This is a genomic window from Arthrobacter agilis, from assembly GCF_002953615.1.
GTDB classification, from domain to species: domain Bacteria; phylum Actinomycetota; class Actinomycetes; order Actinomycetales; family Micrococcaceae; genus Arthrobacter_D; species Arthrobacter_D agilis_B.
In genome coordinates, this window is the sequence record NZ_CP024915.1 from 2,582,447 (window position 1) to 2,596,974 (window position 14,528).

Genomic DNA, 14,528 nt, shown 5'->3' on the forward strand with positions numbered 1-14,528 from the left:
TCGTCGAGACCCTCCTCGCCTACGTGAACTCCGGATCGGTCTCCCTGGCTGCGCAGCAGCTGTACTGCCACCGCAACACGGTGCTCAACCGGCTGGCACGGGTCCATCAGCTCACAGGGTACGATCCGGCGGTCCCTGCCGACGCGGCCACGCTGATCGCCGTCCTGAACTGCCGCGTCCAGGCGCAGGCAGGAAGCGACGCTCCCCGTTCCTGATCCCCGTCGTCGTACCCGGTCCGGTTGCGGAACCGGACCGGGAGCGACGGTGGTCAGGCGCTCTCCTCGCCCTTGTCGTCGACTTCCTCGACCCACGACGGCGGCTCGTCGCGTCCCTGTTCCTCGTCCTTCTCGGCGTCGTCCGCCGTCGCCTGCACGATGCCCTGCGCGTGGTGCGTGGGTGCGTAGACGGCGTAGAGGCGCAGGGGTTCGTCCCCGGTGTTCTCGACGTCGTGCCACGTGCCGGCGGGCACCTGGATGCTCCAGCCGTCCTCGACGTCCTGCTGGAACGAGAGGTCGTCCTTCGCGGGCCCCATCGTGACGCGGCCCTTCCCGGCATCGACGCGCAGGAACTGGTCGGTGCCGTGGTGCACCTCGAGGCCGATCGCATTGCCCGGCTCGATCGACATGAGCGTCACCTGCAGGTGCTTGCCCGTCCAGGCGACGCGACGGTAATCGGTGTTCGCCGTCGTTGCACTCTCGATGTCGAAAGCGTTCGGGTTCGGTCCGTTGTCAGTGATGTCCATGATCGCATTCTGTACCATTTCGGCCCGGGGTCGCCAGATCGAGGACCACGTCGTCGGGCCGGGAAAGCGCGGTATGCGGTGGGAAGGGTGATCGTGGACCGGTGCCCGGCCGGCCCGGCCTATCGGACCACGAGTTCGAAGGGCGACGACGGCGCGCCGGTCCACCGGTACAGGTCCAGCACGGCGGTCTGCTTCGTGACGCCGTCGTCGACGACCCGGCCCTGGGTGGCGATGTAGAAGTAGCCGTTGCCGAGCGATTCGAGCCCGACGTCGGCGGTGAAGTTCCAGCCCCGGATCCCGGTGGGTTCGTGGTGCAGGCCCTGCTGGAGAAGGGGGAGGAGCAGGCCCTCCTCGCGGCTCCGCTGGCCCTCGATGATGCCTCGCACAGGTCGTGACGAGCCGTCGACGGCGTAGAGCGAGTAGTTGGGGAAGTGCTCCTTCACGCCCCTGTAGACGCCGAGGAGCCAGGTGTGGGTGAAGGCGTCGTAGTTCAGGTTCTGCACGCCGTAGGTGGTGTTGCCGGTGTGGACGAAGTACTTGCCGTCGGTGGTCGCCGGGCCGGAGGTGTGGGGGGCGGCCTGGGTGAGCGGCTGCTCGTACTTCTTCCGCCGTGTGACGTCGTACTGCAGGAGCACCTGGTGGTCGTTGTCCGTGCGTTCGGTGTTCGAGTACACGCCGTAGGCGACCGTGAGCAGCTGCCTGCCGTTCTTGCGGCCGAATGCCGGGCCGAAGGAGACACCGTCGATCCCGCTGCTGCCGTAGCGGTGGTCCGGGGTGTCTGCGATGTCGCCGTCGAAGACGCCGTTGCCGTCCAGATCCGCGGTGAAGTCCTGCACCACCTCGTCGAGGTAGACGGCCGTGACGATGCCGTCCGTCTCGGCGTCCATGTCCATCCCGGTGATGCGGTCGACGTCGAAGATGGCGATGTAGAAGGACTCGGCCGCCTTGTACTCCAGCGATCCGTAGACGCGGCCGTCCTTCTCGTTGAAGTCGAGGTCCCCGAGGTGGCCGGTGAATCCCGTGACGGTGCCGAGGACGGCGCCGTCGAGGTCGGTCTTCACCAGCATCGAGGTGAAGGAGTAGTAGACGACCTCGTTCTCGGTGTCGACGGCGATCCCCTGGACGTGCCCGGCGGGCCAGGCACCGCCATCGACCGTGGCGGGGAAGTCCTCGACGGCTGGCTTCGCGGCGCCGGTGACCAGGACGGCGGACAGCAGGACGGAGATGGCGCGGACGATTGCTTTCACGGATGGCTCCTCGTCGGGCAGCAGTGGTGTCGGTTCCACGCTGCCGAGGGGGAGTCACGGGCGGGTTGCCTCCGCTGGGCAGGGAGGTGAACAGGCCGCCAAAGCTCGCCTAGGAACGCAACGGCGGCGTGGTGGCCCGGACGATCAGCTCCGGCTGCAACAGGACGCTCGAAGCGGTCTCCCCCTTGAATCCCCGCAGCAGTGCGTCGACGCTGAGGGTGCCCATCCGCTGCAGGTCGGAGCGGATGGAGGTCAGCGGGACCGGGAGCGTCGCTGCGAGGTCGAGATCGTTGTAGCCGACCAGGGCGACGTCGTCGCCGACCCGCTTCCCGGCGTCGCGGATGGCTCCCATCGCGCCGAGGGCGAGGAGGTCGTGCACGGCGAAGATGGCCGTGGGTGGCTCCGGCAACTGCATGAGCTGCCGACCCGCCTCCAGCCCCGAGGGCGTGCTGAACGCCGACTCGACGACGTAGGCGTCCGGCAGCGGATAGCCGGCGGACTCGAAGGCCCTGCGAAAACCGAGGGTCCGCTCGCGGCCCGTGCTCGCCAACTGGTCCCCGGCGATGACTCCCACCCGACGGTGACCGAGAGCCAGGAGGTGCTCGGCCGCGAGGTGCCCACCGCGGTGGTCGTCCGTGGTGACGGACAGGTGGCCCTCGAGCTTCCGCATGACGAGGACGTAGGGGACGCCCCGGCGCCGCAACTCATGCGCTGCCGTGTCACCGATGTGTGAATCGCCGATGATGACGCCGTCGATCCTCCGCGAGAGCATCGCGTCGAGACGGGTCCGTCGGTGATCCGGATCGTCGAGGGTGTTGGCGACGACCGTCCCGTAGCCGGCAGCGCTGGCCGCGGCGTCGATGCTCTCGTAGATGGACGCGAGCACGAGATCGGTGAGGCGGGGGACGAGGACGCCGATCAGGCGGGACGATCCGGTCCGAAGTCCCGCCGCGCCGACGTCGCGCCGGTACCCGAGCACGGCAGCCAGCTCCCGAACGCGCCGGACAGTATCCGCACCCACCCCGGCCGGATCGTCGCTCAGCGCCCGTGATGCCGTGGACACATGCACCTGCGCATGCCGCGCCACGGTCGCGAGCGTCACGGGGCGCGATCGACCGGACGTCGGGGCGGTGATGGGTTCGTCCTTCATTGCCTCGAGTCTAGGGGCCCGGGGCTCCCCGGACAGCAGGTGCAGGGGATACGCAAAGGTTTGCGCGAGTGGTACGGGGTCCCGCAGCTTTCACAGTGCGGAAACATTGACGAAACCACCCACCCGTAGTGTGATGTACACCATACTTCCGCGATCGTCCCTCCCCGATGCGGAACGCAATCGTTTGCGCGAATGACAGGATCCCATGCTCCAGTCCACCTCACTCGAGACCGTCGAACGACTCGGTACCGGCGTCGCCGAATTGTCGGGTTTCGCCGACGGCGACCGTCCCGGCTGGACCCGGGAGGTGTTCAGCGAGCCCTACCGGGCCTCCCGGACCTGGACCGCGGACCGCATGCGCCAGGTCGGCCTGGAGGTGCATATCGATGCCGCCGGCAACATCGTGGGCCGTCTCGCAGGCCGCGAACCGTCCGCCCCGGCGCTGGTCACGGGATCGCACACGGACACCGTCGACGGCGGTGGACGGTTCGACGGCATCGTCGGTGTCCTCGGGTCCATCGAGGCCGCACGGCTCCTGCAGGAATCCGGGACGCAGCTGGAGCGGGACCTGCTGGTCGTCGATTTCCTCGGGGAGGAATCCAACGTCTTCGGCCTCAGCTGTCTGGGCAGCCGGTGCGCAGCCCAGGAGATGACGCCGGAGGACCTCGAACGGCGGGACTACCGCGGCGTGAGCCTCGGCCGGGCATACACGGACTTCGGTCTCGATCCGTCGACGCTCTCCGACGTGCCCTGGGCGAAGCGACCGCTGCACGCCTTCGTCGAACTGCACATCGAACAGGGCCCCACCCTCGAGAAGCGCGGTCTGCCACTGGGCGTCGTCACCGCGATCACCGGGATCGAGCGCTTCATCGCCACCTTCGCGGGCTCCGCGGACCACGCCGGGACCACCTCCATGGAGGACCGCCGGGACGCGATGATCGCCGCCGCCGAGGCCGTCCTCGCGGTGCGCGCCGAAGGCTGCGGGGCGCCCACCCATGGCGTCGCGACGTCGACGCGCGTGGAATCGGAATCCCGGTCACCGAACGTGGTGCCGTCCCTCGTCCGCATGTACAGCGAGGTCCGCAGCGTCGACTCGTCCTGGCTGTCCGGCGTCAAGGCACGCCTCACCGCCGAGATCGCCGCGAAGGCGACCGACCTCGGCGTCGACGTCGGCTTCGAGTGGTCGACCGACAACACCGTGGTCCAGGCGGACCGGGGCGTGCAGGACGTGGCCGGCGCAGCCGCCGACGCCCTCGGACTGCCATGGATGCCGATCCCCAGCGGTGCGACGCACGACGCCGTGCACATGGCCTCCCTCGCACCCATGGGCATGCTCTTCATCCCCTCCAAGAACGGCAAGAGCCATTGCCCGGAGGAGTGGAGCAGTACGGAGGACATCGCCACCGGCGTGAGCGCGCTCGTCGCGACCCTCCGCCGGCTCGACGGCACCGACACCCGACCGACCGACTGACCGGCTCTTCGACCCCCACCCGCCCTGCCGACCGGAGTTCCCATGAAAACTGCACTGACTCCCGAGGGACTGTCCACGGACATCCTTGCGATCGCCAACCTGCCCGTCCTCTGGATCCTCGCCCTCGGGGTATTCGGCGCCATCATCGTCCAGTCGCTGATCTACATGAAGGCCGCGAAGAAGGCCGGACCCGCGGCAGACATCTCCGCTGACGAACTGCGGACATCCTTCCGGGCCGGTGCCATCGCCGCGATCGGGCCGTCGCTGGCCGTGGTACTGGTCAGCATCGCCCTCCTCACGCTGTTCGGCACACCGGCCGTGCTGGTGCGGATCGGCCTCGTCGGCTCGGCCGCCACCGAATCGGCCTCCGCGAGCCTCGCCGCCGGCACCATGGGCGCCACCCTCGGCGGACCGGACTATACGCAGGCGGTGTTCGTGGTGGCATTCATGGCCATGAGTCTCTCCGGTGCCGGCTGGATGCTGGCGACGCTCGTGCTGACGCCCATCCTGCGCAGGGGTGACACGAAACTGCGACGGGTCAATCCCGCCCTGATGGCCATCGTGCCGGCGGCCGCCCTCATCGGTGCCTTCGCAAGCCTCGGTATCGCCGAACTCGGCAAGACACCGGTCCACATCCTCTCGGTCATCGTCTCGGCCATCACCATGGCCGTGTGCATCGTCCTCGCGAACAGGACCTCCGCGACCTGGCTGAGGGAGTGGGGGCTCGGCATCTCGATCATCGTCGGGTTGTTCGCCGCGTACATCGCCCACACCTCCGGCATGGCCCCCGCCGCCTAGGCAGTACCTCACCCGAAAGGAACCACCATGTCTGCTGCAGATACTGCCGTCACCTCCTCCGGATCGCTCGCCGAATTCGACCGCACCACCTCCCTCTGGGGCCAGCTCACCATGGGCACCGCCCTCCTCCTCTCCCTTGCCGCGCCCCTGTACCTCGTCTTCTTCACGGACCTGGGCATCACTGCCGGGATGATCTGGACGGCCTATCTCGCCGTCGCCGCAGCGTTCTTCGTGCTCTGGTTCGTGGAGCCCATCACCTACTACCCGGTGCTCGGGCCGGCCGCGATGTACCAGGCCTTCATGATCGGCAACATCGCCAACAAGCTCCTGCCCTCGGCCCTGGTGGCACAGGCGGCCGTCGGAGCGAAAGCCGGCACCAAGCGGGGCGAGTTCGCGGCCCTCATGGCCATCTGCGGCGCGGCGATGGTCCACGTCGTCTCGATGCTGCTGTTCGTCGGGATCCTCGGGACCTGGCTGGTCAGCATCATCCCCACCGACATCGTCGACGTGGCGCGGCTCTACATCTTCCCGGCGATCATCGGCGGCGTCCTCGTCCAGCTGATCGTCACCATGAAGCAGCCCCGCGTGACCGTGATCGCCGTCGTCGTCGCCGTCGTGGTGCTCTTCGTCCTGGTGCCGGCGGTCCCTGTACTCGCCAAGCCGGCCACCGGCGTCGTCGTCCTGATCACCGCCGTGCTGGCCTGGTTCCTCCGCTCGCGCAAGGCGACCGCAACCCCCACCACCCTCGTCAACTAGGCTCCAGACAGACCCGCCCGAAAGGACACCATGACCATCGACACCGCCGTCTTCGACCTCTCCGACGCCGATACCACCGCGATGCACGAGCTGTACCAGCACCTCCACGCCCACCCCGAGCTCTCCATGCAGGAGACGCACACGGCGGCGTTCATCCTCGAGAAACTGAACCACCTCGGGCTGGAGACTTTTATGTGCGGAGGCACCGGCGTCGTCGGGATCCTGCGCAACGGCGACGGCCCCGTGGTCGGCTACCGCGCCGACACCGACGGCCTGCCCATCGCGGAGGACACCGGCCTCGCCTACGCCAGCACGACGGCGGGCAACCTCGCCGACGGCACCGATGTCCCCGTGATGCACGGCTGCGGCCACGACACCCACATGACCGTGGGTCTCACCGCCGCCCAGCTGCTGGCAGAGAGCCGCGAGGCGTGGTCCGGCACGGTGGTCTTCATCTTCCAGCCCGGCGAGGAGACCGGCGAGGGCGCGGAGGCGATGGTCGAGGACGGCCTGTGGGACAAGGCGCCGAAGCCGTCGATCATCTACGGGCAGCATGTGTGGCCGGGACTCGCCGGCACCGTGAACATCAGCAAGGGCACCGCCATGGCGATGGCCGACTCCTGGAAGGTGACCGTGCACGGCAAGCAGGCGCACGGCTCGCAGCCCGAGCAGTCGATCGACCCGATCGTGCTCGGCGCCCACATGGTGGTGCGCATCCAGACGATCGTCTCGCGCGAGGTGCACCCCATGAAGTCCGCGGTCGTCACGATCGGCACCTTCCACGGCGGGCTGAAGGAGAACATCATCCCGGCGTCGGCGGAGTTCACGCTCAACGTGCGGACGTTCGACGTCGACGTGCGCGAGCGCGTCCTCGGCTCGCTGCGGCGGATCATCAGCGCGGAGGCCGCGGCGTCGGGAGCACCGGAGCCGGTGATCGAGCAGATCACGAATTTCCCCCAGTGCTACAACGACCCTGCGTCGACGGAGGATCTGATGGCGGTTCTCGGCGAGGTGCTGGGGGAGGACGCCGTCATCGAGGCCCCGCCGGTGATGGGCAGCGAGGACTTCGGACTCCTGGCCGAGGCCATCGGTGTACCGAGCGTCTACTGGTTCTTCGGCGGACACCCGCAGGAACTGCTCGACGGCGACGACCCCGTTCCCGGCAACCACTCGCCGTACTTCGCGCCGGTCATCGAGCCCACGCTCTCCACCGGAGTCCGGGCCGCCATGACGGCCCTGCTGTCGAAGGTCGGGACCACCGCGTGACCGGTGCACTCTCCGACCTGTCCGCCGTCGAACTCACGGGGGCCATCCGTCGTCGGGAGGTGTCCGCACGCGAGGCGCTCGAGGCGCACTTCGACCGCATCGACGCCGCCAACGGCCCGATCAACGCCGTCATCACCGAGGACCGCGAGGGCGCCGCAGCGCTCGCGGATGCAGCCGACGATCTGACGGCGTCGAGCGCCGACCTCCCGCCGCTGCACGGTCTGCCGATGACGCACAAGGACACGCACAACACCAGGGGACTGCGCACGACGCAGGGGTCACCGATCTTCCGGGACTTCGTGCCGACGTTCGACGACCTGATCATCGGCCGCCTGAAGAGCGCCGGTGTGGTGACGACGGGCAAGACGAATGTGCCGGAGTTCGCCGCCGGCTCGCACACCTTCAACGAGGTCTTCGGGACGACGGTCAATCCGTACGACACCACGCGCAGTGCCGGCGGCAGCAGCGGGGGAGTGGCGGCGTCGATCGCGGCCCGCATCCAGCCGCTGGGCGACGGCAGCGACATGGGCGGCTCGCTGCGCATCCCCGCGTCGTTCTGCAACGTGGTCGGGTACCGGCCGTCGATCGGCGTCGTCCCCGCCGTGCCGACGCGTAACGCCTGGGCGTGGCTCGGCCGCAACGGGCTGATGGCTCGTGACGTCGAGGACATCGCGCTGGGGATGACGGCGATCGCCGGCGCCGACCCGGCGGTTCCGTACGCCTACCCCGTGTCGGGCTCGTTCGCCGCCCCGCTGCAGCGGGACCTGACCGGGCTACGCATCGGCTGGTCACCCGATTTCGGAGTGGGTGTGCCGGTGGATCGCGAGGTACTGCGAGTCCTCGAGGGACAGCTGCAGGTCTTCGCCGACCTCGGCGCGATCGTCGAGGAGGCCGCGCCGGACCTGCGCGACGCAGACCAGGTGTTCGGTACGACGCGCGCCTTCGACTTCGTGCTCGGACTCGGTGAGCTCGTGCAGAAGCACGACGATGCGATCAAACCCGAGATCCGCTGGAATGTGGAGCAGGGGTTGCAGCTGACGGCGCAGGACATGGTCGATGCCGCCCTCGCCCGGACCCGGCTCGACACGAGTGTGCGGCGCTACTTCGGGAAGTACGACGTCTTCGCCAGTCCGACGGCGCAGGTGCTTCCGTTCGACGCCACCGAGCGGTATCCGACGTCGGTCAACGGCGTGGAGTTCGAGACGTACCTGGACTGGATGCGTTCGGCCTGCCTGATCTCGGCGACCGGGCTGCCCGCGGTGTCGGTGCCCGCCGGCTTCAGCGAGGACGGCCTGCCGGTCGGGCTGCAGCTCGCGATGCCGCACGGCAGCGACGTCGAACTGCTGCAGGTCGCGTATGCGTTCGAGCAGGCGACGGGGTGGGCGAAGCGGGCGCCGGAGCTATAGGGCACCCGCAGAGCGCTCGTTCATGTCTGTGCCGGTTTTCCCAGTCGGACGATGGACGGAGCAGTCGGGTCCTTCACTGCAGCTATGCCGGCCGCAGTTGCCTGGGTCAGGCACCACTTCTCGAGGCTGCCCAGCCCTAGGTCTGCCAGTTTCCTGCCACCGTCGAGGAGCAACCCCACATAGCCGCCGAACTGACCGACGTGCACCCCGCTCTTGCGCAGGTGGCCGTCCTGAAGCGCCGCGAGGAAGGCCGCCCGCACGTGTTCGGGACCGGCTGACGGCGGAACGTGCTTCAGGACGTGACGCTGCAGGTGTCCATTGACCGACGGAGTCTTCTTGGCCGGCTCGGCGACAGGTGGTGCTGCTTTCTGAGTGACGGGTCCAGCGGCCATCGCTACTGCCGGCGACTCGGGTGCACCGATCGGGGCTGCTGCCGGCACCTTGGAAGGAACCATCGACGTTGCTGTCGACGGACTGGCCAGAAGTTCCGGCGCCTGCGTGCCTGATGGCGTAACAAGCCCTTCGTCGACCAGTGCTGCGAGTTCGAGATGGAGCGCGGCCAGTTCACGGTAGATGGCCGCGATCCTCACTCGAGGGCTCGGTGGCACGGGAGCGGGCGGAGCGATCTTCCTACGCACCGCCTGGCTGATCGAGCACCGGAAGAGCTCGGCCAGCGCCTCGGCGAGAGCGACCTGCGCACTGCCACCGGCAGCGACCAGGGGAACAGTGACGGCCCTGCGCTCGACCATGAGGGCGACGTCGTCGAGCGACCCGTGCACCACGCCGTACCGCAACCGCTCCCGCCGCGTGGCCTCATTCACCTGAGGGGAGTACACGGTCGGATACAGGTTGATGGAGTGCTGGTCGGCCGACGGGAAATGCTCCCTGCAGATATTCAGCCGAAGAGCGCGACGGACGGCGTCGAGTTGCTTGCCCACCTGCTCGAGGGGATTCGGCACGACGGACTGATTTCCCAGCGTCCACGCTTCGCCGGCATCCTTCACGCGGACCACCGCGGCAGGGAACCGCTTCCACTCGCTGAGGATGAAGGTCCCGTTGGTCGAGTTGTAGAAGAGCCAGTCCACCTCGGCGACCGGCAGACCCGGTGCGTCGACGCGGCAGTTGCTGAAGGCCCAGACGTGATCGCCCAGGAGCTGGTGCAGGCGGGTCACGTCCGCGGGATCCGCCGTATGGGCTGCGCTGTTCTTCGAGGGGAAGTGGAGCATGGATTCTTCCGGTACAGGGAGTAGGTGGCGCTGCGAGGCGAGGGAGCGGCAGCTCAGAAGGGTGGCAGGACGCCCGCCGCCGAGGCGACGAATGCCGCGGGCACGGCAAGGAGCCAGCCGATCCGTCGTCGTCGTGCCTGGTCCACCAGCCGGTCCAGCGCTTCGAAGGGCCCGACGACGTCGGCCGGGTCGCGCAGCGCAGGTGCTGTGCGCCGCCAGGTCGAGGGCTGTGCTGCGGCAGCCGAGAGGAGGGCGACCTGCTGCCCGGTGTGGACCACCGGCCGTCGGGTGAGCCACCGCAGGAGCTGGTTCTCGGAAACCACCGACACAGACCGGTGCTTCTCCTTCACGGTGACCTGCCGAGCCCCGACGACCACGATCGCGGCCGATACCGACACGGAGTTCAGGACGGCGGCGGACAGCAGCTTCCCTGCCCGTGCCGCCTCATGCTCCGAGTTCCGGATGTAGGGGTAGCGCGTCCCGGCGACCAGGAAGGTGCCCTTCGCGGTCCAGACATCCTGGCCGGGATGGCGTTTCGTGTTGATCGTGAAGATGCCCGTCGGGCCGATGACCACGTGGTCGATGTCCGACGACTTCTCACCGACCGGGACGGCGTGCAGGACCGTCCACTCGGGTCCCAGGGATGCGAGGGTGCGACCCACGGAGCGTTCGCCGAGTGCTCCCCAGTACCAGGGCCGGCTGTCGGGAGCCAGCGGACGGACGCCGAACACCCGGGCCAGCAGTCCGCGCGTGTCCTTCGTGCCGTGGACGTCGAGCAGCTGCTCCATGACCGACTGACCGGGGACACGCCGCTTGAGCAGGCCGAGAGTCGCCGGTTCGACGTAGGCGACGTCGTCGTCGAGTGGGACAGCCGCGCTCATGGTCCGCTTCCCGACGCCATGCGATTCCCCCCGAGCCTGAGACCCGGGCGAGCTGAGCCTCGCCCGGGTAGGACGAATCTACCGGGCGAAGTGCAGTGATGAGGCCGGTCAGGGCGCCGATTGCCGGCAGGATTGCCACAGCATTTCCGCACCGGCACGGGAACCGCGACGGAGAGCTCGAGGCGCGCCGCCGATCGGTGGGCGGGCAGACTCCCGTTAGGCTGGAGAGGGTCGCGGAACGAGCGGCGACAGCTTCAGGGGGAACAGTGCAGGGTCTCGACTTCACCGCGATCGATTTCGAGACCGCGAACAGCAAGCGGGGCTCGGTCTGCGCGGTCGGCCTGGCGAAGGTGAGCAACGGCGTCGTCGTCGACAGGGCGGCGTGGCTGATCAAGCCCCCGCGCTCCGTCGGCGAGTTCGCGCCACGCAATATCCAGGTGCACGGCATCCGCCCTGCTGACGTCCGCACTGCTCCGGGGTGGCCCGAGAGCCTGCAACGCATTCTGGACTTCGCCGGCGACGACCGATTCGTCGCGCACAACGCGTCCTTCGACCGGTCCGTCCTGCGCGGTGCGTGCGTGGAGTCAGGACTCACAGTTCCCGACACCACCTTCCACTGCTCCGTCGACCTCGCCCGTCGCCTTCTCGATCTCGAGCAGCACAAGCTCCCGCACGTCGCGAAGGCCCTCGGCCTAAGGGCTTTCCAGCACCATGATGCCGGGAGCGATGCCGAGATCTGCGCGGCCGCCGTCGTACAGATCGCGCGACGACACGCACTCCACTCGCTCGACCTGCTCTGGCCACCGGCCCAGCAGGCATCGGTCCGCTCCTACCGCTCCGCGGCCAGCACCGCCCCTGCCGGACTGCCGCGAGCGAACGGTCAGGCCGACCCGTCGAACCCCCTCTTTGGTCAGGAGGTGGCGTTCACCGGGGACCTCGCCACCCTGACGCGGCAGGACGCGATGAACCTGATCGCTGACTGCGGCGCGACGCCTGCCGCCAACGTCACCAAGAGGACCACGATGCTCGTCGTCGGACAGCAGGATGCCGGCCGACGCAGGGCATTCCTGACACCGGGTACCGCCAAGGAGAGGAAGGCGCTCCAGTACATCGGCGCGGGTCAGGCCATCCGCGCCGTCAGCGAGTGCGAGCTGCGCGAGTGGGTCGGGTTGGACCGGCCCGACGCCTCACGGGACGAGACACCTGCAGACGTGCGGGGAGTGCTCGAGTCCGCGGTCACCGGCCTGCTCGCCTGGGTCGGACGACGGCGGGTGAACTAGGAACGGCGTCCCGCCGAGGAGGACGTGGTGAAGGCCCCGGCACGCCGTCGGAGGCCTTTGTCGGTGCCGGCCCTCAGCTCAGGATGTCCTTCGTGCTGAACCGCCCGTAGGCCAGCGTCCCGAAGACCGCGATGTAGCCGAACTGCAGCAGGGCGTTGTCCGCGAAGGAGTTCCAGACGATCGGCTGCCGCAGCAGGTCCGCGAACCCCAGCCAGTAGTTGGTGAACAGCCAGGGGTGCAGCCACTCGAGCTGCGGCAGCGCGCCGAGGATCTGCGCGACGGCGGCCAGCGCGGCCGTCGCCGCCATCGCGCCGACCGGGATGGTGGTCAGCGTCGAGATGAACAGCCCGATCGCACTGAGCCCCATCAGGGACAGCGTCACGTAGAGCGCGAGCAGCAGCAACCGCACGAAGTAGCCGGGGATGCCCACGGTGTCGCCGGACAGCAGCGTCACCGGCCCGACCGGGAACAGCAGCGCCCCGATGATGGCGCCCGTGATGACGACGGTGAGGGTCGCCACGAGACAGAACAGCGCCGCCCCCGCATACTTCACGAGCAGGAGGCGGATGCGCCCGGCGGGCGCCACGAGCAGGTACCGCAGCGTCCCCAGGTTCGCCTCGCCCGCGATGGTGTCACCGGCGACGACGCCGATGGTCAGCGGCAGGAACAGCGGGATGGCCACGGTGAGTGCGGTCAGCGAGACGAACAGGCCGTTCTGCGTGATGCTGTCCAGGAACGCGGGTCCGCGTCCGCTCCCGGAGCCGTCCGACGAGACCCGGACGACGACGGCGATGAGGATCGGGATCAGCGCCAGAGCACCGATCATCGCCCAGGTGCGGAGCCTGCGGAACAACACCGAGATCTCGGAGAGCACGAGCGTGAGCCCGAGGGAGCCTCCGGCACGGGGGCGGGCTACTGCGGATTCAGCCGGCAACGTCGAACCCCTCTCCGGTGAGTGCGACGAAGCGGTCTTCGAGCGAGGCGCCGCTGGCCTCGAAGCCGCGCACACGCACGTCGGCCCGCACCAGGGCGGCGTTGACGGTCTCGGGTTGGAGGCCGGGCACGGACAGTTCGGCCGTGATGACGTCGTCCCGCCCGTGGAGCTCGGGGGTGAGCCCCAGTCCCGTGAGGACGCGATGGGCGTCGGCGTAGTCGGGCGTGGTGACCCGCACGCGGGAGGTGCCCTCGGATCGGAGGTCGTCGAGCGAGCCCTGCGCCACGAGGCGGCCGGCACTCATCACGGCGATCCCGGTGCACATCTGCTCCACCTCGGCGAGGAGGTGGCTGGAGACGAAGATGGTGGTGCCGTCGTCGGACAGGGACCGGATGAGGCCGCGGACCTCGCGGGTGCCCTGCGGGTCGAGGCCGTTGGTGGGCTCGTCGAGGATCAGCAGGTCCCGCGGTGCGAGCAGCGCGTTGGCGATGCCGAGGCGCTGCTTCATGCCGAGCGAGTAGGCGTGCGCACGCTTCTTCGCCGCGTGGCTGAGGCCCACGCGGTCGAGGGCGGCGTCCACGCGCCTGTTGCGTGTCGCGGGATCGGTGTGGCGGTCCGCGGCGTCGAACCGCTGGAGGTTCGCCCGTCCCGAGAGGAACGGATAGATGGCGGGACCCTCGACAAGGGCTCCGACACGCGGCAGGACGGCGCGCGCGTCCTTCGGCATCTCGCCGTCGAGCAGGCGGATCCTCCCGCTGGATGCGGCGGCCAGCCCGAGGAGCACCCGGATGGTGGTGGTCTTCCCCGACCCGTTGGGGCCGAGGAAGCCGAAGACCGATCCCCGCGGGACGGCGAGGTCGACGCCGTTGACGGCCTTCTGCTTGCCGAACACCTTGGTCAGGCCGTGCGTCTCGATCGCGAACTCGCCGGTGCTCACCGGCAGACCCGCACCATCGGTGCGGGTCTGCGGTGGTACGTCATGGATCACCGCTGGGAGGCGGCGACGAGCTGGTCGGCGCTGACGGCGCCTGCGAGGATCCGGCCGTCGTCCGTGATGAGCACCGAGACGAGCGACGTCTGCAGGGCATGCCCACCGTCGACGTCGGTGAGGGCCTGCTCCAGCATCGCCTGGGCTCCCGAGACCTCCTCCGGGTCCATGCCGGGTTTGATGTCCATGATGTCGCCCATGCCGGCCGCTTCGCCGGTGCCGAGGTCCAGCCCGAGCGTCGACGCGGTGCCGGCGGGCAGCTCCACGATGGTGCTCCAGCCCTCGCCGATCACGACGGGCTCCTCGGAGGGGGCAGGCTCGTCCTTCGCGTCGACGCGCGCCTTCGCCTCGTCGGCGGTCGGGGCCTCGGTGACGCGCTGCTC

14 protein-coding genes and 1 pseudogene are annotated in these 14,528 nt (G+C 69.0%); 7 read left to right on the top strand and 8 right to left on the bottom strand.

Annotation, left to right across the window (positions count from 1 at the left end; all coding sequences use genetic code 11):
* The coding region (locus CVO76_RS12590) for a helix-turn-helix domain-containing protein (RefSeq protein WP_208739501.1) at positions 1–215 on the top strand (215 nt) is incomplete at its 5' end.
* Positions 216–268: 53 nt separating this feature from the next.
* On the opposite strand, the gene CVO76_RS12595 is transcribed toward CVO76_RS12590, so the two are convergent.
* The 3 genes from CVO76_RS12595 to CVO76_RS12605 all read right to left on the bottom strand — a co-directional run bounded on the left by CVO76_RS12595 (position 269) and on the right by CVO76_RS12605 (position 3,139).
* Positions 269–742 (bottom strand): cupin domain-containing protein, encoded by a 474-nt coding sequence (locus tag CVO76_RS12595; RefSeq protein ID WP_208739502.1) that lies wholly within the window; start codon positions 740–742, stop codon positions 269–271.
* 119 nt (positions 743–861) lie between these two features.
* A complete protein-coding gene (locus tag CVO76_RS12600) occupies positions 862–1,989 on the bottom strand; it encodes a hypothetical protein (RefSeq protein WP_208739503.1) in 1,128 nt (375 codons plus the stop codon).
* A gap of 109 nt (positions 1,990–2,098) precedes the next feature.
* Positions 2,099–3,139: a LacI family DNA-binding transcriptional regulator gene (locus CVO76_RS12605; protein WP_208739504.1), complete on the bottom strand. Its 1,041-nt coding sequence runs from the start codon at positions 3,137–3,139 to the stop codon at positions 2,099–2,101.
* A gap of 205 nt (positions 3,140–3,344) precedes the next feature.
* Between CVO76_RS12605 and CVO76_RS12610 the strand changes: the two genes are divergently transcribed.
* Genes CVO76_RS12610 through CVO76_RS12630 form a run of 5 tightly spaced genes read left to right on the top strand, consistent with a single transcriptional unit; the run spans position 3,345 to position 8,836 of the window.
* Complete coding sequence (locus tag CVO76_RS12610) at positions 3,345–4,610, top strand: M20 family metallo-hydrolase (RefSeq protein WP_208739505.1); 1,266 nt, start codon at positions 3,345–3,347, stop codon at positions 4,608–4,610.
* A gap of 42 nt (positions 4,611–4,652) precedes the next feature.
* Positions 4,653–5,408, top strand: a complete 756-nt coding sequence (locus CVO76_RS12615; protein ID WP_208739506.1) for a DUF5058 family protein — start codon at positions 4,653–4,655, stop codon at positions 5,406–5,408.
* Between the two features lie 27 nt (positions 5,409–5,435).
* The gene (locus CVO76_RS12620) at positions 5,436–6,164 is read left to right on the top strand and encodes a hypothetical protein (RefSeq protein WP_133082624.1); all 729 of its coding nucleotides are present in this window, start codon (positions 5,436–5,438) and stop codon (positions 6,162–6,164) included.
* A gap of 30 nt (positions 6,165–6,194) precedes the next feature.
* On the top strand, positions 6,195–7,430 hold the full coding sequence (locus CVO76_RS12625) for an amidohydrolase (protein ID WP_208739507.1): 1,236 nt from the start codon (positions 6,195–6,197) through the stop codon (positions 7,428–7,430).
* On the top strand, positions 7,427–8,836 hold the full coding sequence (locus CVO76_RS12630) for an amidase (RefSeq protein ID WP_208739508.1): 1,410 nt from the start codon (positions 7,427–7,429) through the stop codon (positions 8,834–8,836). Before CVO76_RS12625 ends, CVO76_RS12630 begins: the two co-directional genes overlap by 4 nt.
* A 20-nt stretch (positions 8,837–8,856) precedes the next feature.
* On the opposite strand, the gene CVO76_RS12635 is transcribed toward CVO76_RS12630, so the two are convergent.
* Positions 8,857–10,062, bottom strand: coding sequence for a hypothetical protein (locus tag CVO76_RS12635; protein ID WP_208739509.1), 1,206 nt, complete (start codon positions 10,060–10,062; stop codon positions 8,857–8,859).
* Between the two features lie 53 nt (positions 10,063–10,115).
* The gene (locus CVO76_RS12640) at positions 10,116–10,943 is read right to left on the bottom strand and encodes a nuclease-related domain-containing protein (RefSeq protein ID WP_133082629.1); all 828 of its coding nucleotides are present in this window, start codon (positions 10,941–10,943) and stop codon (positions 10,116–10,118) included.
* A 266-nt stretch (positions 10,944–11,209) separates the two neighbouring features.
* On the opposite strand from CVO76_RS12640, the gene CVO76_RS12645 reads away from it, so the two are divergent.
* Complete coding sequence (locus CVO76_RS12645) at positions 11,210–12,223, top strand: exonuclease domain-containing protein (RefSeq protein WP_208739510.1); 1,014 nt, start codon at positions 11,210–11,212, stop codon at positions 12,221–12,223.
* 73 nt (positions 12,224–12,296) lie between these two features.
* On the opposite strand, the gene CVO76_RS12650 is transcribed toward CVO76_RS12645, so the two are convergent.
* From CVO76_RS12650 to CVO76_RS12660, 3 genes and pseudogenes are all read right to left on the bottom strand, one after another.
* On the bottom strand, positions 12,297–13,157 hold the full coding sequence (locus CVO76_RS12650; RefSeq protein ID WP_244185953.1) for an ABC transporter permease: 861 nt from the start codon (positions 13,155–13,157) through the stop codon (positions 12,297–12,299).
* Positions 13,147–14,094, bottom strand: coding sequence for an ABC transporter ATP-binding protein (locus CVO76_RS12655; RefSeq protein WP_432206101.1), 948 nt, complete (start codon positions 14,092–14,094; stop codon positions 13,147–13,149). Before CVO76_RS12655 ends, CVO76_RS12650 begins: the two co-directional genes overlap by 11 nt.
* A gap of 47 nt (positions 14,095–14,141) precedes the next feature.
* Positions 14,142–14,528, bottom strand: a pseudogene (locus CVO76_RS12660) (hypothetical protein); the annotation flags it as partial.

What these genes read in the sequence shown, in the direction of transcription:
- CVO76_RS12595 (WP_208739502.1), bottom strand. Translation starts at nt 742, where the DNA reads ATGGACATCACTGACAACGGACCGAACCCGAACGCTTTCGACATCGAG.
- CVO76_RS12605 (WP_208739504.1), bottom strand. Translation starts at nt 3,139, where the DNA reads ATGAAGGACGAACCCATCACCGCCCCGACGTCCGGTCGATCGCGCCCC.
- CVO76_RS12610 (WP_208739505.1), top strand. Translation starts at nt 3,345, where the DNA reads ATGCTCCAGTCCACCTCACTCGAGACCGTCGAACGACTCGGTACCGGC.
- CVO76_RS12615 (WP_208739506.1), top strand. Translation starts at nt 4,653, where the DNA reads ATGAAAACTGCACTGACTCCCGAGGGACTGTCCACGGACATCCTTGCG.
- CVO76_RS12620 (WP_133082624.1), top strand. Translation starts at nt 5,436, where the DNA reads ATGTCTGCTGCAGATACTGCCGTCACCTCCTCCGGATCGCTCGCCGAA.
- CVO76_RS12625 (WP_208739507.1), top strand. Translation starts at nt 6,195, where the DNA reads ATGACCATCGACACCGCCGTCTTCGACCTCTCCGACGCCGATACCACC.
- CVO76_RS12635 (WP_208739509.1), bottom strand. Translation starts at nt 10,062, where the DNA reads ATGCTCCACTTCCCCTCGAAGAACAGCGCAGCCCATACGGCGGATCCC.
- CVO76_RS12640 (WP_133082629.1), bottom strand. Translation starts at nt 10,943, where the DNA reads ATGAGCGCGGCTGTCCCACTCGACGACGACGTCGCCTACGTCGAACCG.